Source organism: Mesorhizobium sp. WSM3860 (assembly GCF_002294995.1).
Classification (GTDB): domain Bacteria; phylum Pseudomonadota; class Alphaproteobacteria; order Rhizobiales; family Rhizobiaceae; genus Mesorhizobium.
The window spans coordinates 156,162-171,472 of record NZ_NSGF01000010.1 but is presented as its reverse complement, the minus strand read 5'-3'; the positions used below and the strand labels follow the sequence as shown (position 1 = coordinate 171,472).

At 64.9% G+C, this 15,311-nt stretch carries 15 protein-coding genes and 1 pseudogene; 12 read left to right on the top strand and 4 right to left on the bottom strand.

Annotation, left to right across the window (positions count from 1 at the left end; translation table 11 throughout):
• Positions 1-24: 24 nt before the first annotated feature.
• Genes lepB through CK220_RS17970 form a run of 4 tightly spaced genes read left to right on the top strand, consistent with a single transcriptional unit; the run spans position 25 to position 3,342 of the window.
• Entirely contained in the window at positions 25-774 is a 750-nt protein-coding gene (gene lepB, locus CK220_RS17985) for a signal peptidase I (protein WP_066997458.1), read from the top strand.
• A 4-nt stretch (positions 775-778) separates the two neighbouring features.
• A complete protein-coding gene (gene rnc, locus CK220_RS17980; protein ID WP_095812798.1) occupies positions 779-1,495 on the top strand; it encodes a ribonuclease III in 717 nt (238 codons plus the stop codon).
• Positions 1,480-2,412, top strand: a complete 933-nt coding sequence (gene era, locus CK220_RS17975; protein ID WP_095812797.1) for a GTPase Era — start codon at positions 1,480-1,482, stop codon at positions 2,410-2,412. The genes rnc and era overlap by 16 nt, the downstream gene beginning before the upstream one ends.
• 39 nt (positions 2,413-2,451) lie before the next feature.
• Positions 2,452-3,342 (top strand): aminoglycoside phosphotransferase family protein, encoded by an 891-nt coding sequence (locus CK220_RS17970; protein WP_095812847.1) that lies wholly within the window; start codon positions 2,452-2,454, stop codon positions 3,340-3,342.
• A 34-nt stretch (positions 3,343-3,376) separates the two neighbouring features.
• Here CK220_RS17970 and CK220_RS17965 read toward each other — a convergent pair whose 3' ends face one another.
• Positions 3,377-4,171 carry a type II CAAX endopeptidase family protein gene (locus CK220_RS17965; RefSeq protein ID WP_095812846.1) on the bottom strand — a complete coding sequence of 265 codons (795 nt, stop codon included), beginning with the start codon at positions 4,169-4,171 and terminating at the stop codon, positions 3,377-3,379.
• A 283-nt stretch (positions 4,172-4,454) separates the two neighbouring features.
• Here CK220_RS17965 and recO point away from each other — a divergent pair, with 283 nt between their 5' ends.
• Complete coding sequence (gene recO, locus CK220_RS17960) at positions 4,455-5,207, top strand: DNA repair protein RecO (protein WP_095812796.1); 753 nt, start codon at positions 4,455-4,457, stop codon at positions 5,205-5,207.
• Positions 5,208-5,216: 9 nt separating this feature from the next.
• Here recO and CK220_RS17955 read toward each other — a convergent pair whose 3' ends face one another.
• Positions 5,217-5,681 carry an NUDIX domain-containing protein gene (locus CK220_RS17955; protein WP_095812795.1) on the bottom strand — a complete coding sequence of 155 codons (465 nt, stop codon included), beginning with the start codon at positions 5,679-5,681 and terminating at the stop codon, positions 5,217-5,219.
• A gap of 239 nt (positions 5,682-5,920) precedes the next feature.
• Between CK220_RS17955 and CK220_RS17950 the strand changes: the two genes are divergently transcribed.
• A complete protein-coding gene (locus CK220_RS17950) occupies positions 5,921-8,656 on the top strand; it encodes a DUF2339 domain-containing protein (protein ID WP_095812794.1) in 2,736 nt (911 codons plus the stop codon).
• A 3-nt stretch (positions 8,657-8,659) separates the two neighbouring features.
• Here CK220_RS17950 and CK220_RS32515 read toward each other — a convergent pair.
• Positions 8,660-8,773 (bottom strand): annotated as a pseudogene (locus CK220_RS32515) (type II toxin-antitoxin system VapC family toxin); the annotation flags it as partial.
• Positions 8,774-8,965: 192 nt separating this feature from the next.
• Between CK220_RS32515 and CK220_RS17940 the strand changes: the two are divergent.
• The 5 genes from CK220_RS17940 to CK220_RS17920 all read left to right on the top strand — a co-directional run bounded on the left by CK220_RS17940 (position 8,966) and on the right by CK220_RS17920 (position 13,390).
• The gene (locus tag CK220_RS17940) at positions 8,966-9,484 is read left to right on the top strand and encodes an RNA polymerase sigma factor (protein WP_066998131.1); all 519 of its coding nucleotides are present in this window, start codon (positions 8,966-8,968) and stop codon (positions 9,482-9,484) included.
• Positions 9,481-10,272 carry an anti-sigma factor gene (locus CK220_RS17935; RefSeq protein ID WP_095812793.1) on the top strand — a complete coding sequence of 264 codons (792 nt, stop codon included), beginning with the start codon at positions 9,481-9,483 and terminating at the stop codon, positions 10,270-10,272. Before CK220_RS17940 ends, CK220_RS17935 begins: the two co-directional genes overlap by 4 nt.
• A gap of 206 nt (positions 10,273-10,478) precedes the next feature.
• Entirely contained in the window at positions 10,479-11,576 is a 1,098-nt protein-coding gene (locus CK220_RS17930) for a GNAT family N-acetyltransferase/peptidase C39 family protein (protein WP_095812792.1), read from the top strand.
• Positions 11,577-11,580: 4 nt separating this feature from the next.
• Positions 11,581-13,044: a RimK family protein gene (locus tag CK220_RS17925; RefSeq protein WP_067321133.1), complete on the top strand. Its 1,464-nt coding sequence runs from the start codon at positions 11,581-11,583 to the stop codon at positions 13,042-13,044.
• A 73-nt stretch (positions 13,045-13,117) separates the two neighbouring features.
• On the top strand, positions 13,118-13,390 hold the full coding sequence (locus tag CK220_RS17920; RefSeq protein WP_095812791.1) for a DUF3303 family protein: 273 nt from the start codon (positions 13,118-13,120) through the stop codon (positions 13,388-13,390).
• A gap of 13 nt (positions 13,391-13,403) precedes the next feature.
• Here the strand turns inward: CK220_RS17920 and CK220_RS17915 are convergent, their stop codons facing one another.
• Positions 13,404-14,315: a LysR substrate-binding domain-containing protein gene (locus tag CK220_RS17915; RefSeq protein ID WP_095812790.1), complete on the bottom strand. Its 912-nt coding sequence runs from the start codon at positions 14,313-14,315 to the stop codon at positions 13,404-13,406.
• A gap of 105 nt (positions 14,316-14,420) precedes the next feature.
• Between CK220_RS17915 and CK220_RS17910 the strand changes: the two genes are divergently transcribed.
• Positions 14,421-15,311 carry a fatty acid desaturase family protein gene (locus CK220_RS17910; protein ID WP_095812845.1) on the top strand — a complete coding sequence of 297 codons (891 nt, stop codon included), beginning with the start codon at positions 14,421-14,423 and terminating at the stop codon, positions 15,309-15,311.

The following is a 15,311-nucleotide window of genomic DNA, read 5'->3' as shown; positions in this document are numbered from 1 at the left end:
AACCAACGCACAATCGAGGACGACATGAGCGTGGCTGAAAAATCGCAGAAGAAATCCGGCGGGCTTGGGGAAACCTTTTCCGTCATTATCCAGGCTCTGCTGCTCGCGCTTGTCATCCGCACGCTGCTGTTCCAGCCCTTCTCCATCCCCTCCGGCTCGATGCGGCCGACGCTGCTCGAAGGCGACTACCTGTTCGTCACCAAATGGGCCTATGGCTATTCGCGCTACTCGCTGCCCTTCGGACCCAACATTTTCTCCGGCCGCATCTGGGGCTCTGAGCCCAAGCGCGGTGACGTGGTGGTGTTCAAGTTCCCGCCGGATCCGTCCGTCGACTACATCAAGCGCGTCGTCGGCCTGCCCGGCGACAAGATCCAGGTCAAGGACGGCCAGCTCTTCATCAACGGTACCGCCGTGCCGCGCGAAAAGGTCGGCCAGATCGACAATCCCGATATCACCGAGGTCGACCGTCCAGTCGACGTCTATCGCGAGACGCTGCCCAACGGCGTCACCTATGACACGCTCGATCTGACGCCCAATTCGATCGGCGACAACACGCGCGAGTTCGACGTGCCGCCCGGCCACTATTTCATGATGGGCGACAACCGCGACAATTCCTCCGACAGCCGCTTCACCGTCGGTTTCGTGCCGGCCGAGAACCTCGTCGGGCGCGCCAACGTCATCTTCTTCTCGATCGCCGATGGCGCAAGCCCGTTGGAAATCTGGAAGTGGCCGTCGCTGATGCGTGCCGGGCGCTTGTTCCATCTCGTCCACTAAGGTCATGGCGGCGACCAAGCGTTTGACCGCCGATGCCCTTGCCGAAGCGCTTGTCGAGCGCACCGGCCACGCCTTCGCCGACCGCCAGCGGCTGCAGCGCGCGCTGACCCATGCCAGCGCGCGTTCAACCCACGCCGGCGTCGACTACGAACGCTTCGAATTTTTGGGCGACCGCGTTCTCGGCCTTGTCGTGGCCGATATGCTGCTGGCCGCTTTCCCCGATGCCGCCGAGGGCGAGCTGTCGCTCCGCCTTAACGCGCTGGTCAATGCCGAAGCGCTCTCCGAGATCGCCGAAGAGATCGGTCTGCCGGAACTGATCCGCGCCGGCTCCGACGTGCGCAATCTTGAAGGCCGCAAGCGAACCAATCTGCGCGCCGACGCGCTGGAGTCGCTGATCGCCGTGCTTTACCTGGATGGTGGGCTTGAGACTGCCCGCGCGTTTATCCACCGCTACTGGCAGCCGCGCTCGCAGGCGATCGGTGCTGCCCGCCGCGACGCCAAGACCGAGTTGCAGGAATGGGCGCATCAGGCAGCGTCGGGCGCGATGCCGGCCTACCGGGTGGATGCTCGGGAGGGGCCCGACCACGACCCGCTGTTCACCGTGAGCGTCAAGGTCGGCTCTATCGCGCCGGCGATCGGCAGCGGCCGTTCCAAGCGCGAAGCGGAGCAGGCGGCGGCGGCGGCGTTGCTGCTGCGCGAAGGCGTATGGAGCGCTGCATGACCGTCACCGAAACTTCCGAAACGCCTGCCACGCGCTCCGGCTTCGTCGCGCTGATCGGCGCGCCCAATGCCGGCAAGTCGACGTTGCTCAACCAACTCGTCGGCGCCAAGGTCTCGATCGTCACCCACAAGGTGCAGACGACGCGCGCGATCGTGCGCGGCATCGCCACGCATGACAACGCGCAGATCGTCTTCGTCGACACGCCCGGCATCTTCAAGCCGAGGCGGCGGCTGGACACGGCCATGGTCACCACCGCCTGGGGTGGCGCCAAGGATGCCGATGTCGTGGTGCTGCTGATCGATGCCGAACGCGGCATCAAGGGCGATGCCGACGCCATTCTCGACCGGCTCACGGACGTTAAGCAGCCGATGCTGCTCGTCCTCAACAAGGTCGACCGGGTCAAGCCGGAGACGCTTCTTGCTTTGGCCGCGGCAGCGAACGAAAGGGCGCCGTTCAAGCGCACCTTCATGGTCTCGGCGCTCACTGGCTCCGGCTGCAAGGACCTGCTGGACTATCTTGCGGAGACGCTTCCAGCCGGCCCCTGGTACTATCCGGAAGACCAGATTTCCGACCTGCCGATGCGCCAGCTCGCGGCCGAGATCACACGCGAAAAGCTCTATCTCAGGCTCCATCAGGAGCTTCCCTATTCCTCGCATATCGAGACCGAGAAGTGGGAGGAGAAGAAGGACGGCTCGGTGCGCATCGAACAGGTCATCTACGTCGAGCGCGAGAGCCAGAAGAAGATCGTGCTCGGTCACAAAGGCGAGACGATCCGCGCCATCGGCCAGGCCGCGCGCGCCGAGATCGCCGACATCCTCGAGCAGAAGGTGCATCTCTTCCTGTTCGTCAAGGTGCGCGAGAACTGGGGCGACGATCCCGAGCGTTATCGCGAAATGGGACTGGAGTTTCCCAACTGATCCATGTCGCCCAAAAGCGACGCGGTTTGGGATAACGACATGCACACCCCGAAGATAGATATCGACACCGATCTCGTGCGCCGGCTGGTCGACGCGCAGTTTCCCGAATGGCGGCATCTGCCTGTGAAGCCGGTCGCCTTCGGCGGCTGGGACAACCGTACCTTCCATCTCGGCGACGCGATGACGGTCAGGCTGCCAAGTGCTGCTCCCTATGCGCTGCAGGTCGAGAAGGAGCATCGCTGGCTGCCCAAGCTCGCGCCGCTTCTGCCGCTGCCGATTCCCGAGCCGCTCGCCATGGGCGAGCCCGCGGCGAGCTATCCCTGGCACTGGTCCATCTACCGCTGGATCGAAGGCGAGACGGCGAAAACCGGGCGCATCGCCGACCTTCGCGGGTTCGCGGTCTCGGTGGCTGAGTTCCTCGTAGCCCTGAAACGGATCGATCCGACCGCCGGGCCGGCACCTGGCCAACACGATTTTTATCGCGGCGGCCCGCTGGCCGTCTATGACGGCGAGGCGAGACAGGCCATCGCTGCGCTCGAAGGCCGGATCGATACGCAAGCCGCCACTGCCGTCTGGGAGGCGGCGCTTGCTGCCGGCTGGCACGGCTCGCCCGTCTGGTTCCACGGCGATGTCGCCTCAGGCAACCTGCTGGTCGAGGACGGTCGTCTGAGCGCTGTCATCGACTTCGGCACGTCGGGCGTCGGCGACCCTTCCTGCGATCTGGCGATAGCCTGGACGCTGTTCGAAGGCGAGAGCCGCCAGGCATTCCGCGCCCGGATCGCCGTGGATGACGCCACCTGGACGCGCGGCCGCGGCTGGACGCTGTGGAAGGCGCTGATCACGGTAGCCGGTCACGACGCCAACCAGGCCGAGTTCGGGAGGCAGCGCCGGGTGATCGACGAAGTGCTCGCCGATGATCGCAAGGCGTGACGGCGTCGAGCAGGCGCCGTCACCGGTCGAGTATTCATGCAGTGGCAAGTCGCCTCGCAGGCCGTTGTACAAAGCTTTCCGTGCCGTAATAGGCAACGATCGCGACCGCGATGACCGCCCAGATCGCAACCGCGATCCATTGCTGCTGGATGTAGTCGCCGTCAACGAACGCCTTGGCGAGGAAGCGCACGCTGTTCTGGTGTGAGACATGCATCAGGATGGGGAGCAATACGCTGCCCGTGTTCTGGTAAAGCCAGGTGAAGACGATCCCGGCCAGCACGACGTTGATCGTGCCGTAGAGGCTGAGATCGCCGATCAGGCCGAGCGGCAAGTGCCAGATTGCCCATATCACGCCGAGGATCAGGCTGCCGGCGAGCGCCGGACGGCCGCCAAGAAGATACGGGGTCGCAAAGCCGCGCCAGCCGGGTTCCTCGCCCAGCGGACCGCTGAATACGGCATAGAGCGCGATCATAGGCGCCACCTCGGAGAAGGCCGGGATGTTCCCCCAGGACGGCTCCGCCGAACCGAGCAACGGATTGATCAGGATCGAGGCGAGCTGCATCCCGAACGGCAGGCCGACCGCCACCAGATACCAGATCGGGCTAACGCGCCATTTCACTATCGAGGCGAGGATGGTCTTCACCGCGCCCCAGCCGCCGGCGAGTGCCGCGACGATGAAGCCGGAGACTGCCGGTCCGAAGGTGAACCAGGGAATGCTCTCGCCATGCGACAGATAGAAGGGAATGAACGCCAACCATGTCAGGCCGAGCGCCAGCGAAAAGAAGATGGTCAGCTGGTGCCTGCGCACCACGCCCAGGAAGGAGTTCATATCGATCCTCTCATCGGGCCATTGTTGCGAGAGGTCGCCTGCCCGAGAGGTCGACGCTTCGGCAAAAGGCCAGCCGAACCGCTCGGCGGTCTGCGCCGGCCACCCGGTCGCGCCTGTATTTGGCGCCGGCTCGGCCGAAAAATCCCGACCGCTTTCTGAGAATTTTCCGATATTGCCGCCGCGGCGGCAGCAGCAGATGTTGCCGGCCTTCCCTGTCAGGACAGATTTTGAGTCAGGGGCGGCAATCTTGATTTCGCCGCCCAACAGGTGGAAAGCTCGACCCATGGAATGGCGCGACGAGGGAATCATTCTCGGCACCCGCAAGCATGGCGAAACCAGCGCCATCCTCGAGGTGATGACGCGCGCCCATGGCCGGCATCTCGGCCTGGTGCGGGGCGGCCGCTCGCGCAAGCAGCAGCCGGTGCTGCAGCCCGGCAATCGCGTCGATCTTTTGTGGCGGGCACGTCTCGACGAGCATCTCGGCATCTTCCAGGCCGAGGCGATCGAGATGAACGCCGCCCGGCTGATGGACAGCGCAGTCGCCGTCTACGGCCTGCAGACCATGGCCGCGCATCTCAGGCTTCTGCCCGAACGCGATGCCCATGGCGGCCTCTACGAGGCTCTAGCGGTGATGATCTCCCATCTGGGCGATGCCGATGCCGCGGGCGAGCTGGTGGCGCGCTTCGAATTGCTGATCCTGGATGAGCTCGGCTTCGGCCTCGACCTCAGCCAGTGCGCGGCGACCGGATCGCGGCAGGATCTCGCCTATGTCTCGCCGAGATCCGGGCGCGCCGTCTCGCGCGCCGCGGGCGCGGCTTGGCACGACAAGATGCTGGCGCTCCCCGCCTTCCTGCAGCGCGGCTCCGGCGTACGCGCCGATGCCGCGGCGCTGGAGAACGCCTTCCGGCTGACCGGCTTCTTCTTCACCCGCCATGTCTATGAGCCGCGCGGCATCGAGCCGCCCGACGCACGCGCCGGCTTCCTCGCGGCTCTGCGCCGGCACCAGGCGGCGGTGAAGGTGATTGCCGGCGAATAGGGCGAGGATCTAATCGGCTCTCCGTCGTTCCAGAAAATCGTCGAGGATGGAACGCTGGCCTTTCAGGATCTTGAGACCTGCCTCTGGGAGTGAGAACCAGCCGGCTTTGTCCACTTCGGGAAATTCCTTCATGGCGCCCGATCTTGGCGGCCACTCCATTGTGAACATGTTGCTCCTGACGGCATCCACATCGATGTCGGCTTCGACGCTCCAGGCGATCACGATTTTACCGCCCGGCTGCTTGTAGCTGCCGACTGGCTGGAAATCGCCGTCGATCGCGACGCCTAGCTCCTCCTCGGCCTCGCGCCGAGCGGCCACGAGATCATCCTCGCCATCGTCGATGAGCCCCTTCGGGATAGACCAGGCCCCTTCATCTTTCCTTGCCCAGAAGGGTCCGCCGGGATGGACCAGCAGGAACTCGAACACACCGGCGGTTTGCCTGAAGATCAGCAGGCCTGCGCTTCGCTGCGGCATCGATCATCCTCTTGGTAATTGTTTCGGAGAATAGCACGAGTATTTCTGGGCCAGCGGCAGGCAATTTGCGGCCCAAGCCTCACCCGTTTCGACGTATCGCCGTTGGATAAAGCCGGCGGTCGCTGGCAATCGGCGCCGAAACATGCTCGATCTTGCAGGCCGGCAAGGCGCTGATTGGGTAGCCGCCTCATTGCCGCATTTGTCGGCCACGACTGGCACGGTTTTGAGGGGAAACCGCCATGTTTTTCGGCCTGATCGCCATTGCCGCCGTCATCGCTTTATTCGTCATCATTTCACGCCAGCAGACCCGCATCGGCCTGATCGAGCGCGAGCTTGGCGCGCTGCGCAGCCTGGTGCTTTCGGCTGCCCCGCAGGCCGCGCCAAGGACTGGCGAGGCCGCGGAAGCTGCGTCAAGCGGAGTTCCCGCCGTGATTGCCGCAGGGGGCTCGCCGCCGGCAGGTGAAACAATCCCGCAGGCCGCCGCCGCGACCCCCGAAGCGCCAGCCCAAGCGGGCGAGGGGGCTCCGTCCGAACCCGCCGGAGAGGGACGACTGACGCAACCTGCCGCGCCGGCCGAAGCGGCAGTGCCTGCAATGGCCGCCCGCGATGTCGAGACGGCGCTCGGCACGCGCTGGGCGGTCTGGGTCGGCGGCATCGCGCTGGCGCTGGGTGGCCTGTTCCTGATCCGCTATACGATCGAGGCCGGCATTTTCGGTCCCGGCGTGCGCCTCACCATGGCCGGCGTTCTCGGCCTTGTGCTGCTTGCCGGCGCCGAGTTCATCCGCCGCACCGGCTTCAGGGTGCCGGTGCAGGGCGCCGCCGGCGCCTATATCCCGGCGATTCTGACGGGCGCCGGCGCCTTCATCCTGTTCGGCACCGTCTATGCAGCCCATGGCATCTACGGCTTCATTGGTCCGGCGCCCGCCTTCACGCTGCTCGGCGCGATCGGCGTCGCCACCATTGCCGTCTCGCTGGTTCACGGCCTGGCGCTGGCCGGCATCGGCCTTGTCGGCGCCATGGTCACGCCGGCGCTCGTCGCCTCGGAGGCGCCGAACCCCTGGGCGCTGTTCGTCTACCTGGCGATCGTGCTTGCCGCCACGGCGGCCATCGCCCGCATCCGCGATTGGAAGGCGCTTGTCGCGGCAGCCTTCGCCGGCACCGGCATCTGGACCATCGCCTACATGATCAATGCACCGGAGGTGAATCTCTCGACGGTGCTGTTCATCAGCCTGGCCTCGCTTGCCGTGCTCGCCTTCGTCTGGCTAGCCCATTTCTTGATTACTGGCCGCGACGACGCGGAGCCCGGCTTCGACTGGCCATCGATCGCGCCCGGCTTCTTCGTTGCGCTGACCGCGCTCGGGCTGTCGATCGATCCGGTGTTTGTCGAGGCGGGCGATGCCTTGCACGGCGCGGCGCTGCTTGCCGCGCTGCTGTCAGTGGCGCTCTACCGGCCGCGCGCCTTGCCGCTCCTCTTCGCCGCCGGCCTGGCGACGGCGCTGATCTATCTCGGCATCATCCCGCCCGCCACCATCGGCGCCGATGCGCTGGATGTCGGCCTGGGCGCCGAGCCGCTGGCGGCATCCGACACGCTGACCTTCCGCCTCGGCATCGCGCTTGCCCTTGTTTTCATCGGAGCCGGGTTCTGGGCCGCGCGCCGCTTTGCAGCTGCTGCGCCCATCCGCGCCGCGTCATGGGCGGCATGGGGTGTCATTGTGCCGCTGGTCGTGCTCACCGCGCTTTGGGTCACCTTCGGCGACATCGACCGCGATTTTGGCTACGCGCTGCCGGCACTGCTTCTGGTGCTCGTCTTTGCCGCCGGCGGCGAGTGGATCGCGCGTGCGGAGGAACCACCGCTCCGCGGCGGCCCCGCCGTCTCCTTCGCGCTCGGCGGCGCCGGCGTCGCAGGCTCGCTGATGCTGCACATGGCCTTCGGCTCCGGCTGGACGACGGTGCTGCTCGCCGCCGCCGCCGTCGTGCCGGCGCTCGCGACACGCTGGCGCAGCTTCCCGGTGCTGGGCTGGATCGCGGTCGGCCTGGCGGTCGCCGTGCTCGGTCGCGTAGCCTTCGATCCGACCATCGTCGGTGCAGCGGCACTGTCGAGGACCCCGGTCTTCAACTGGCTCTTGCCGGGCTATGGCGTGCCTGCGCTCGCCTTCGGCTTCGCTGCCTGGCAACTCGCGCGCACCACCGACGGACGGCCGCGTCTTGTCATGGAAGCGGCCTCGGCACTGTTCGGCCTGCTCGCCATTGCGATGCTGGTGCGCCATGCCATGCATGGCGGCGTCATTGACGCCGGCCCCGTCACGCTTGCCGAACAGGCGATCTACACGCTGATCGCGCTCGGCGCCGGCGCCATCCTTGTCGCCATCGACATGCGCTCGCCGAGCTCGGTGCTGCGCTATGGCTCGATGGCCGCCGGGGTGCTCTCGGTCGCCTTCATCGTCATCCGGCATTTCGTGGTGCTGAACCCGCTGCTGACGGATGAATCGACCGGCGCCATCCCGTTTTTCAACCTGTTGTTCCTCGCCTATTTGCTGCCGGCGGTCGCAGCAGGAGCATTGGCGCTTTATGTCCGCGACAGGCGCCCGAGATGGTATGCCGCGATGCTGGCACTGGGCGGAGCGCTGCTCGGCTTCGCCTACGCCACGCTGTCGGTGCGGCGCCTGTTCAAGGGCGAGTTCATCGGCCTGTGGAGCGGCCTCGGCCAGCTCGAGACCTACACCTATTCGGCGCTCTGGCTGGTCATCGGCGTGGCGCTGCTGACCGCCGGCGTCGGGCTGAGGTCGCAGGTGCTGCGCATTGCCTCGGCCGTGCTCATCGCGGTCGCCGTGCTGAAGGTCTTCCTCTTCGACATGTCGGAGCTGGAAGGCGTGCTGCGCGCGCTCTCCTTCATCGGTCTGGGCGCCGTGCTTATCGGTATCGGACTTTTCTATCAGCGCCTGCTGACAAGAGCGGCGAGGTTAGAGGCCGAATAAAGGTCAGGCCAGATCGGTCTGCGAGAAGTCGTTGCCCTTGTAGAGCAGAGGTACGCGATAGGCGTTGGCTAATGCGTAGCTAAAGCAGTCGCCGAAATTCAGGTTGGCTGGGTGACCGACATATCGAACATGAGAGCCGGTATTCAACTTTGGTTCCGCTTCAGCTCAAGCCGGGAATAAACCTGCATCCGCCGCCGTTATTCAGGTGCTTGGGTACCGGAGCGGGTGGTCCGCTTCGCGCTGGCTGCTTGCGCCGCGCCGGGAAGGCGCGTTCAATCGAAATGGAAGACGACCACGAAACAAGCGGTCATGGACGACAAGAAGGCAGCGATCCTGAGCGAGATACCGCGTCTGCGCCGCTACGCGCGCTCGTTGCTGCGCGACCGCGATTCCGCCGACGATCTCGTCCAGGACTGCCTGGAGCGAGCGCTTGTGCGGCTCGACAACTGGCAAACTGGAGAAAGCCCCAGGAGGTGGCTGTTTACGATCATGCATCATCTGTTCATCGATCAGATGCGCAAGGTTAACCGGCGAGGCGAGGCGGCAATGTTGCCTCTGGAAGCCGGCGAAGCCCAGGCTGCGCCCGCCGATCAGGTCGAAAGCATAGCCTCGCGCGAGATCATGGATGCTTTGCAGGCGATCGGCCCCGATCGCCGCGCGGCATTGGTCATGGTCGCTATCGAAGGCTTTTCCTATGCCGAGGCAGCCAACATTCTGGGCGTGCCGGCCGGCACGCTGATGTCGCGCATCGCGCGCGGTCGCGAGGAACTGCGCGGCCTGCTGGACGACTCCTCGCGCCGCCGCTCGATTAGGATTGTCGAGCGATGACCCGGCGCGATTTCACTGACCGCGATATCCACATGGCCCTCGATGGCGAGCTGCCGGGCGAGGAGCGCGTAGCCTATGACGCCTGGCTCGAAGCCAATCCCGAAATGAAGGCGAAGAGCGCCCGTTACATCGCCGACCGTGCGGCGCTCCGCGCCGCCCTGGCCGGCGTGATGGACGAACCGGTGCCGGCAAAGTTGCGGCAGGCGGTGCTTGGCGAAGCGCCGGCGCGGACGCCTGCCTGGCGCTCGCGCTGGTGGCTTTCGGCGGCGGCCGCAGCCGTGCTGACGGTCGGCGGGTTCGGTGGCTATCTCGCCGGCATCGACGGCGTCGGCCGAAGCGAGAGCGACGACCAGCTCGCCGAGCAGGCGATCGCCGCCCATCTCATCTACGCCGCCGAGAAGCGTCACGCGGTCGAGGTGCCGGCAAGCGACAAGGACCACCTGCAGACCTGGCTGTCCAACCGGGTAGGGCTGAAGCTGGTGGCGCCCGATCTCGCGGCCGAGGGCTTCGCACTCGTCGGCGGCCGGCTGTTGCCAGCGGGCGAGCGTGGCAAGGCCGCGATGTTGCTTTACGAGGACGCCAAGGGCGAGCGCATCTCGCTCTTCGTCACCGCCGAATCATCGCAGACGACCAAGGGAACCTATACGGCCGAGGCTGACGGGCCCGAGGCGGTCTATTGGCTGGACAAGGGTTACGGTTGTGCCGTCGTCGGCTCGCTGCCGCCCGAGCGTCTGTCGGAGGTCGCCAAGAGCGCCTATGGCCAGCTTCTGGCCGGTATTTCGAGTTGAGGAGGAGGCTGTTTTCAACGGCCTGCGCTGTTTCGAAATGGTGGTTCAGTTCAAAGCCATGGTGCTTTTCTGCCGCCGCGGAACCTGTCACAATTCGGCCCTAATCAAGGAGCGATAGCGCTTGATGAAGACCGGCGCTTCGGCCGGGTGCTGCTTTTGACCGGGGCCGTTTCCTTTAATCCAATCGAGGTTCTCCCAAACCCCGCATGCCTGCCGAGATCCGCAAGGCCCGCGCGTCGGACGTCGATGACCTCGCCGCCATCGAGAAGGCTGTTTTCTCAAGCGATCGCCTGTCGCGCCGGTCCTTTCGCCAGTTGATCGAGCGTGAGACCGCCGAGATGCTGGTGGCCGAGAATGACGGCCATGTCGCCGGCTACGCGGTGGTCTTGTTTCGCAAGGGCAGCGGCGTGGCCCGGCTCTATTCCATCGCTGTCGGTCCGTTCTTCGGCAATCTCGGCATCGGCCGCCAACTGCTGGCCGCGGCCGAAGAGGCGGCTTATGAACACGATCGCATGATGCTGCGGCTCGAGGTTCGCGAGGACAATCAGCGCGCCATCCGCATCTACGAGCAGGCAGGCTACCGAAAAATCGGCCGCGAGCCCGACTATTACGAGGACGGCGCCACCGCGCTGCGTTACGAAAAGACGCTGCGCGGCGATGTCCCGACGAGCACCGGGGTGCCGTTTTACCAGCAGACCTGCGAGTTCACCTGCGGTCCATGCTGCCTGATGATGGCGATGGCCAATTTCGATTCCGGCTTCGTGCCTGATCCGGTCATGGAAATACGCCTGTGGCGCGAGGCGACCACGGTATTCATGATGTCAGGGCCGGGCGGCTGCGAGCCTTTCGGCCTGGCGGTTTCCGGCTATGAAAGCGGGCTTGCCGCCGAGATCTTCGTATCCTTCCACGGCGCGCTGTTCCTGCAGTCGGTGCGCAGCGAGGACAAGCGCCGGGTGATGGAGCTCGCCCAGGTCGACTTCCGCCGGCGCGCGGAACTTTACGGCATCCCGGTGAATTACCGTCCGTTCGGCATCGACGACATCCGCGCGGCTCTTGCCGAGGGCAAGCTGGTGCTTGTGCTGATCAGCGGCTTCCTGATGTTCGGCAAGAAGGTGCCGCACTGGGTGCTGGCCATCGGCGACGACGGCGACCATATCCTCATCCACGATCCCTGGGTCGAAGACGAAAGGCAGGAAACCATCCTCGACGCCGCCAACATTCCCGTGCCCTATGGCATCTTCATGAACATGGCTCAGTTCGGCCGCGACGGGTTGCGCGCCGCCATCACTCTGGGAAAACGCTGACACAATGACCTGGGTCATCCTTACAGGCAGGCAGAACGATCTCGACCAGGTGGCGACACCGCACAAGATCATCACCAACCGCGACTATCTCGCGCATCCGGCGCTGTTTCGCGGCCAGCGGCCGAAGGTGATCAACCTGTCGAACAATTACGGCTATCAGAGCCGCGGCTATTATGCCTCGCTGCTCGCCGGATCGCGCGGCCACAAAGTGATCCCGACCGTCGAGACCATGATCGATCTGTCGGAGCGCAAGCTCTATGAGCATGCGTTGCCGGAACTCGAGCTCGCGCTCAACAAATGCCGCAAGGATCTCGACGGAACCTTTCCCACGAAGGTTGCCGTCTTTTTCGGCATCGGGCCCTCGAAAGTGTGGGACCGGTTCACCAAGCTCTTGTTCGACTGGTTCCGCGCGCCGGCGCTCGAGGTCCACATCAAGGACAGCGCCGAATGGGCCTCGATCCGCAAGATCGGCTTCCTGCCGCTCGCGCGCATGAGCGAGGAGCAAGAAGAAGTCTTCCTGCAATGCCTGGAGACCTACACCAACCGCGAGTGGCGCGACACCAAGGGGCGCACGCCGGCGCGCTACACGTTCGCGACGCTCGTCGATCCGCATGAGGAATTGCCGCCTTCGGAGATTTCGTCCTTGCGCTACTGGGCGAGGATCGCGGAGAAGATGGGCGTCGAGGTGGAGCCGATCACCAGGAAGGATCTAGCCAAGCTCGCCAATTACGACGCGCTGTTCATCCGCGAGACGACATCCATCTCCAACCACACCTACCGCTTCGCGCGCCGCGCCCAGCAGGAGGGCATGCCGGTGATCGACGACCCGCTGTCGATGATCCGCTGCACCAACAAGGTCTATCTCAACGAGCTGATGACCTACAACAAGGTGCCGGTGCCGCCGACGGTTATGATTGCCGGCACCTCCGATCTGGAGCTCGCCGCCCAGACCCTGGGCTTCCCGCTGGTGCTGAAAATCCCGGACTCATCCTTCTCGCGCGGCGTCAAGAAATGCGAGAACCTTGCCGATCTGACAAAGCTGGCGACCGAGTGGCTGGAGGATTCCGATCTCCTCATCGCGCAGAAATTCATCCCCACCGAATATGACTGGCGCGTCGGCGTGCTCGGCGGCCAACCGCTGTTTGCCGTGCATTACCTGATGGCCAAGAAACACTGGCAGATCGTCAATCACAAGGCCAACGGCAAGCCCGATCAGGGCGGCATCAAGACCTTCACGCTGAAGCAGACGCCGCCGCACGTCGTCGAGACGGCGGTCAAGGCGGCACGCTGCATCGGCGACGGGCTCTACGGCGTCGATCTCAAGGAAACCAAGGACGGGGTCTTCGTCATCGAGGTCAACGACAACCCCAATCTCGACCATGGCTGGGAGGATTCCGGCGAGAAGGACGAGCTCTGGGTGCGCCTGACGCAATGGTTCCTGGAGCGCCTGGAGCGCACTGGCCGCTAGAGCATTTTGCAGCCGGGCGGGATCGCCTGGCGTCGCAGAATGCGGCTGAGACAATCATCCGAATGGGGGCAAGATGCTGTTTTTCGTGATCGAGGATTTTCACGGCTGCGACCGCAAGGAAATCTACCGGCGTTTCCGCGATCGGGGTCGGCTGAAACCGGACGAGCTTGTCGTTCACCATAGCTGGATCGCAGGCGACATGAGCCGCTGCTTCCTGCTGGTCGAGGCCGATGACGTCACGCACCTGCAGCGTTGGGTCATCGAATGGGCCGATCTGGTGGAGTTCGAGATCGTTCCGGTGGCCACCAGCAAGGACATGGTGGCGGCGTTGGCCGGGCATCTCTGACCAGGCGCGGACGTCAGACCAGCGCCGGCGATTTGACGGCGCGCACGCATGCGGCGATCAGCCACTCGCGAAACGCCGCCACCGCATCGCGCCTTGCGCTGCGTTCGGGGATCGTCAGGCAATAAGGCTGGCGCAGTTCCAGCGCTCGGGCAACGGGCCGGACCAGCCGGCCGTCCTCCAGCGCCCGTGCGCAGTAGATGCCTTGCGCCAGCGCCACGCCCAGTCCCGATATGGCGAGATCGAGCGCCGCCCGCGACGAGTTGGCGGAAAGGCCGCACTGCGCCGCCCGTCCTGGCTCGATGCCCGCCGCCTCGAGCCAGTTGCGCCAGGACGGAAAGGCGGCGCCGGACGGTCCCCAGTCGGTGTGGATCAGCGGCAGGCCGGCGAGAGTTTCCGGCTTGGTTGCGCCGGCAAGGCCGGGGGCGCAGACGGGGTAGACGGCGTCCTGGACGATCTCCTCGGTCGGGTGCTCGCGATAGTGCGGGCCGTAGGATAGCCGGATGTCGATCATCTGATGGTCGAACGGCACCGGGTCGTCGTCGCCTCTCAGCGATATATCCGCGGCGCCGTGGCTGGCGACAAAGCCGGCGAGGCGTTCGGAAAGCCAGCCCATCGCCATCGAAGGCGGCACCGAGATGACGAGCCTTGGCCGGAACGCATCGCCGCCTACATCCCGTGCAACGCTGCCGATTTCCTGGAAGGCCATGGTGAGCCTCGGCAGCATCTCGACGCCGGCTTCGGTGAGCACGACGCGCCGGTTGACGCGGTGGAACAGCTTGCGGCCCATCTGCTCCTCCGCGGTGCGGATGAGCTGGCTGACCGCCGCCGCCGAAATCGACAGCTCTTCCGCCGCCGCGGCAAAGCTGCCGCTGCGCGCCGCCGCCTCGAAGGCTTGAAGACCGCGCAGGGAGGGAAGTGCGACCATGGCTACCAGAAGATAAGTTGAACTTATCTATTTTGCAGAATTCCTCGTTTTTCGAAAGCTTTCTTTCTGCAGTACGGTAGCGTCATGAGCGCCATCGACCACACCATCGACCACCGCGACGTCATCGCCTCGCTGACCAATGAGGAGCGCAGCCTGCTGACCGGCAAGTCCGATCTGCCGGGCATCATCCAATTTGCCGTCCATTTCGGCGCCATCGTCGCTCTCGGCGCGCTGATCGCGGCCAAGGTGCCTTACTGGCCGGTTCTGATGCTGCCGCAGGGCATCCTGATTGTGTTCCTGTTCACGCTGCTGCATGAGACCGTGCACAGGACGGCCTTCGAAACGCATTGGCTGAACGATGCCGTCGCGCGGCTCTGCAGCCTGGCGATCGCGCTACCCGCCGACTGGTTCCGCTACTTCCATTTCGCTCACCATCGCTTCACTCAGGACCCGGAGAACGATCCGGAATTGGCTTTCCCGAAGCCCGAGACCTTGCGACAGTACATCGTCCATGTCTCGGGGCTGCCGGTGTGGTGGGGTCATTTCAAGACGCTCTACACCAATGCCAGCGGCCGCTGCCGGGACAGCTATGTGCCGCCGAAAGGCTTGCCGAAAGTCCAGGCCGAAGCGCGGGCGATGATCGCCTTCTACCTCGTCGTGCTGACGCTTGCGATCTGGCTCAAGGCGACCGTGCTCCTCTACGTCTGGCTCGTACCGGCACTGCTCGGGCAGCCCTTTCTCAGGCTTTATCTGCTGGCCGAGCATGGCCGCTGCCCCTTCGTCGCCAACATGCTGGAAAACACCAGGACGACGCTGACCAACTGGCTCGTGCGCAAGCTCGCCTGGAACATGCCCTACCATGCCGAGCACCACGCCTATCCGGGCGTGCCGTTCCATCAATTGCCGGCTTTTCATCGGCTGATCGCGCGGCATCTCAAAGTGGTAGAGCCCGGCTATGTGAGCTTCCACGAGAAATATTTCGAGACGCTGCGCTGA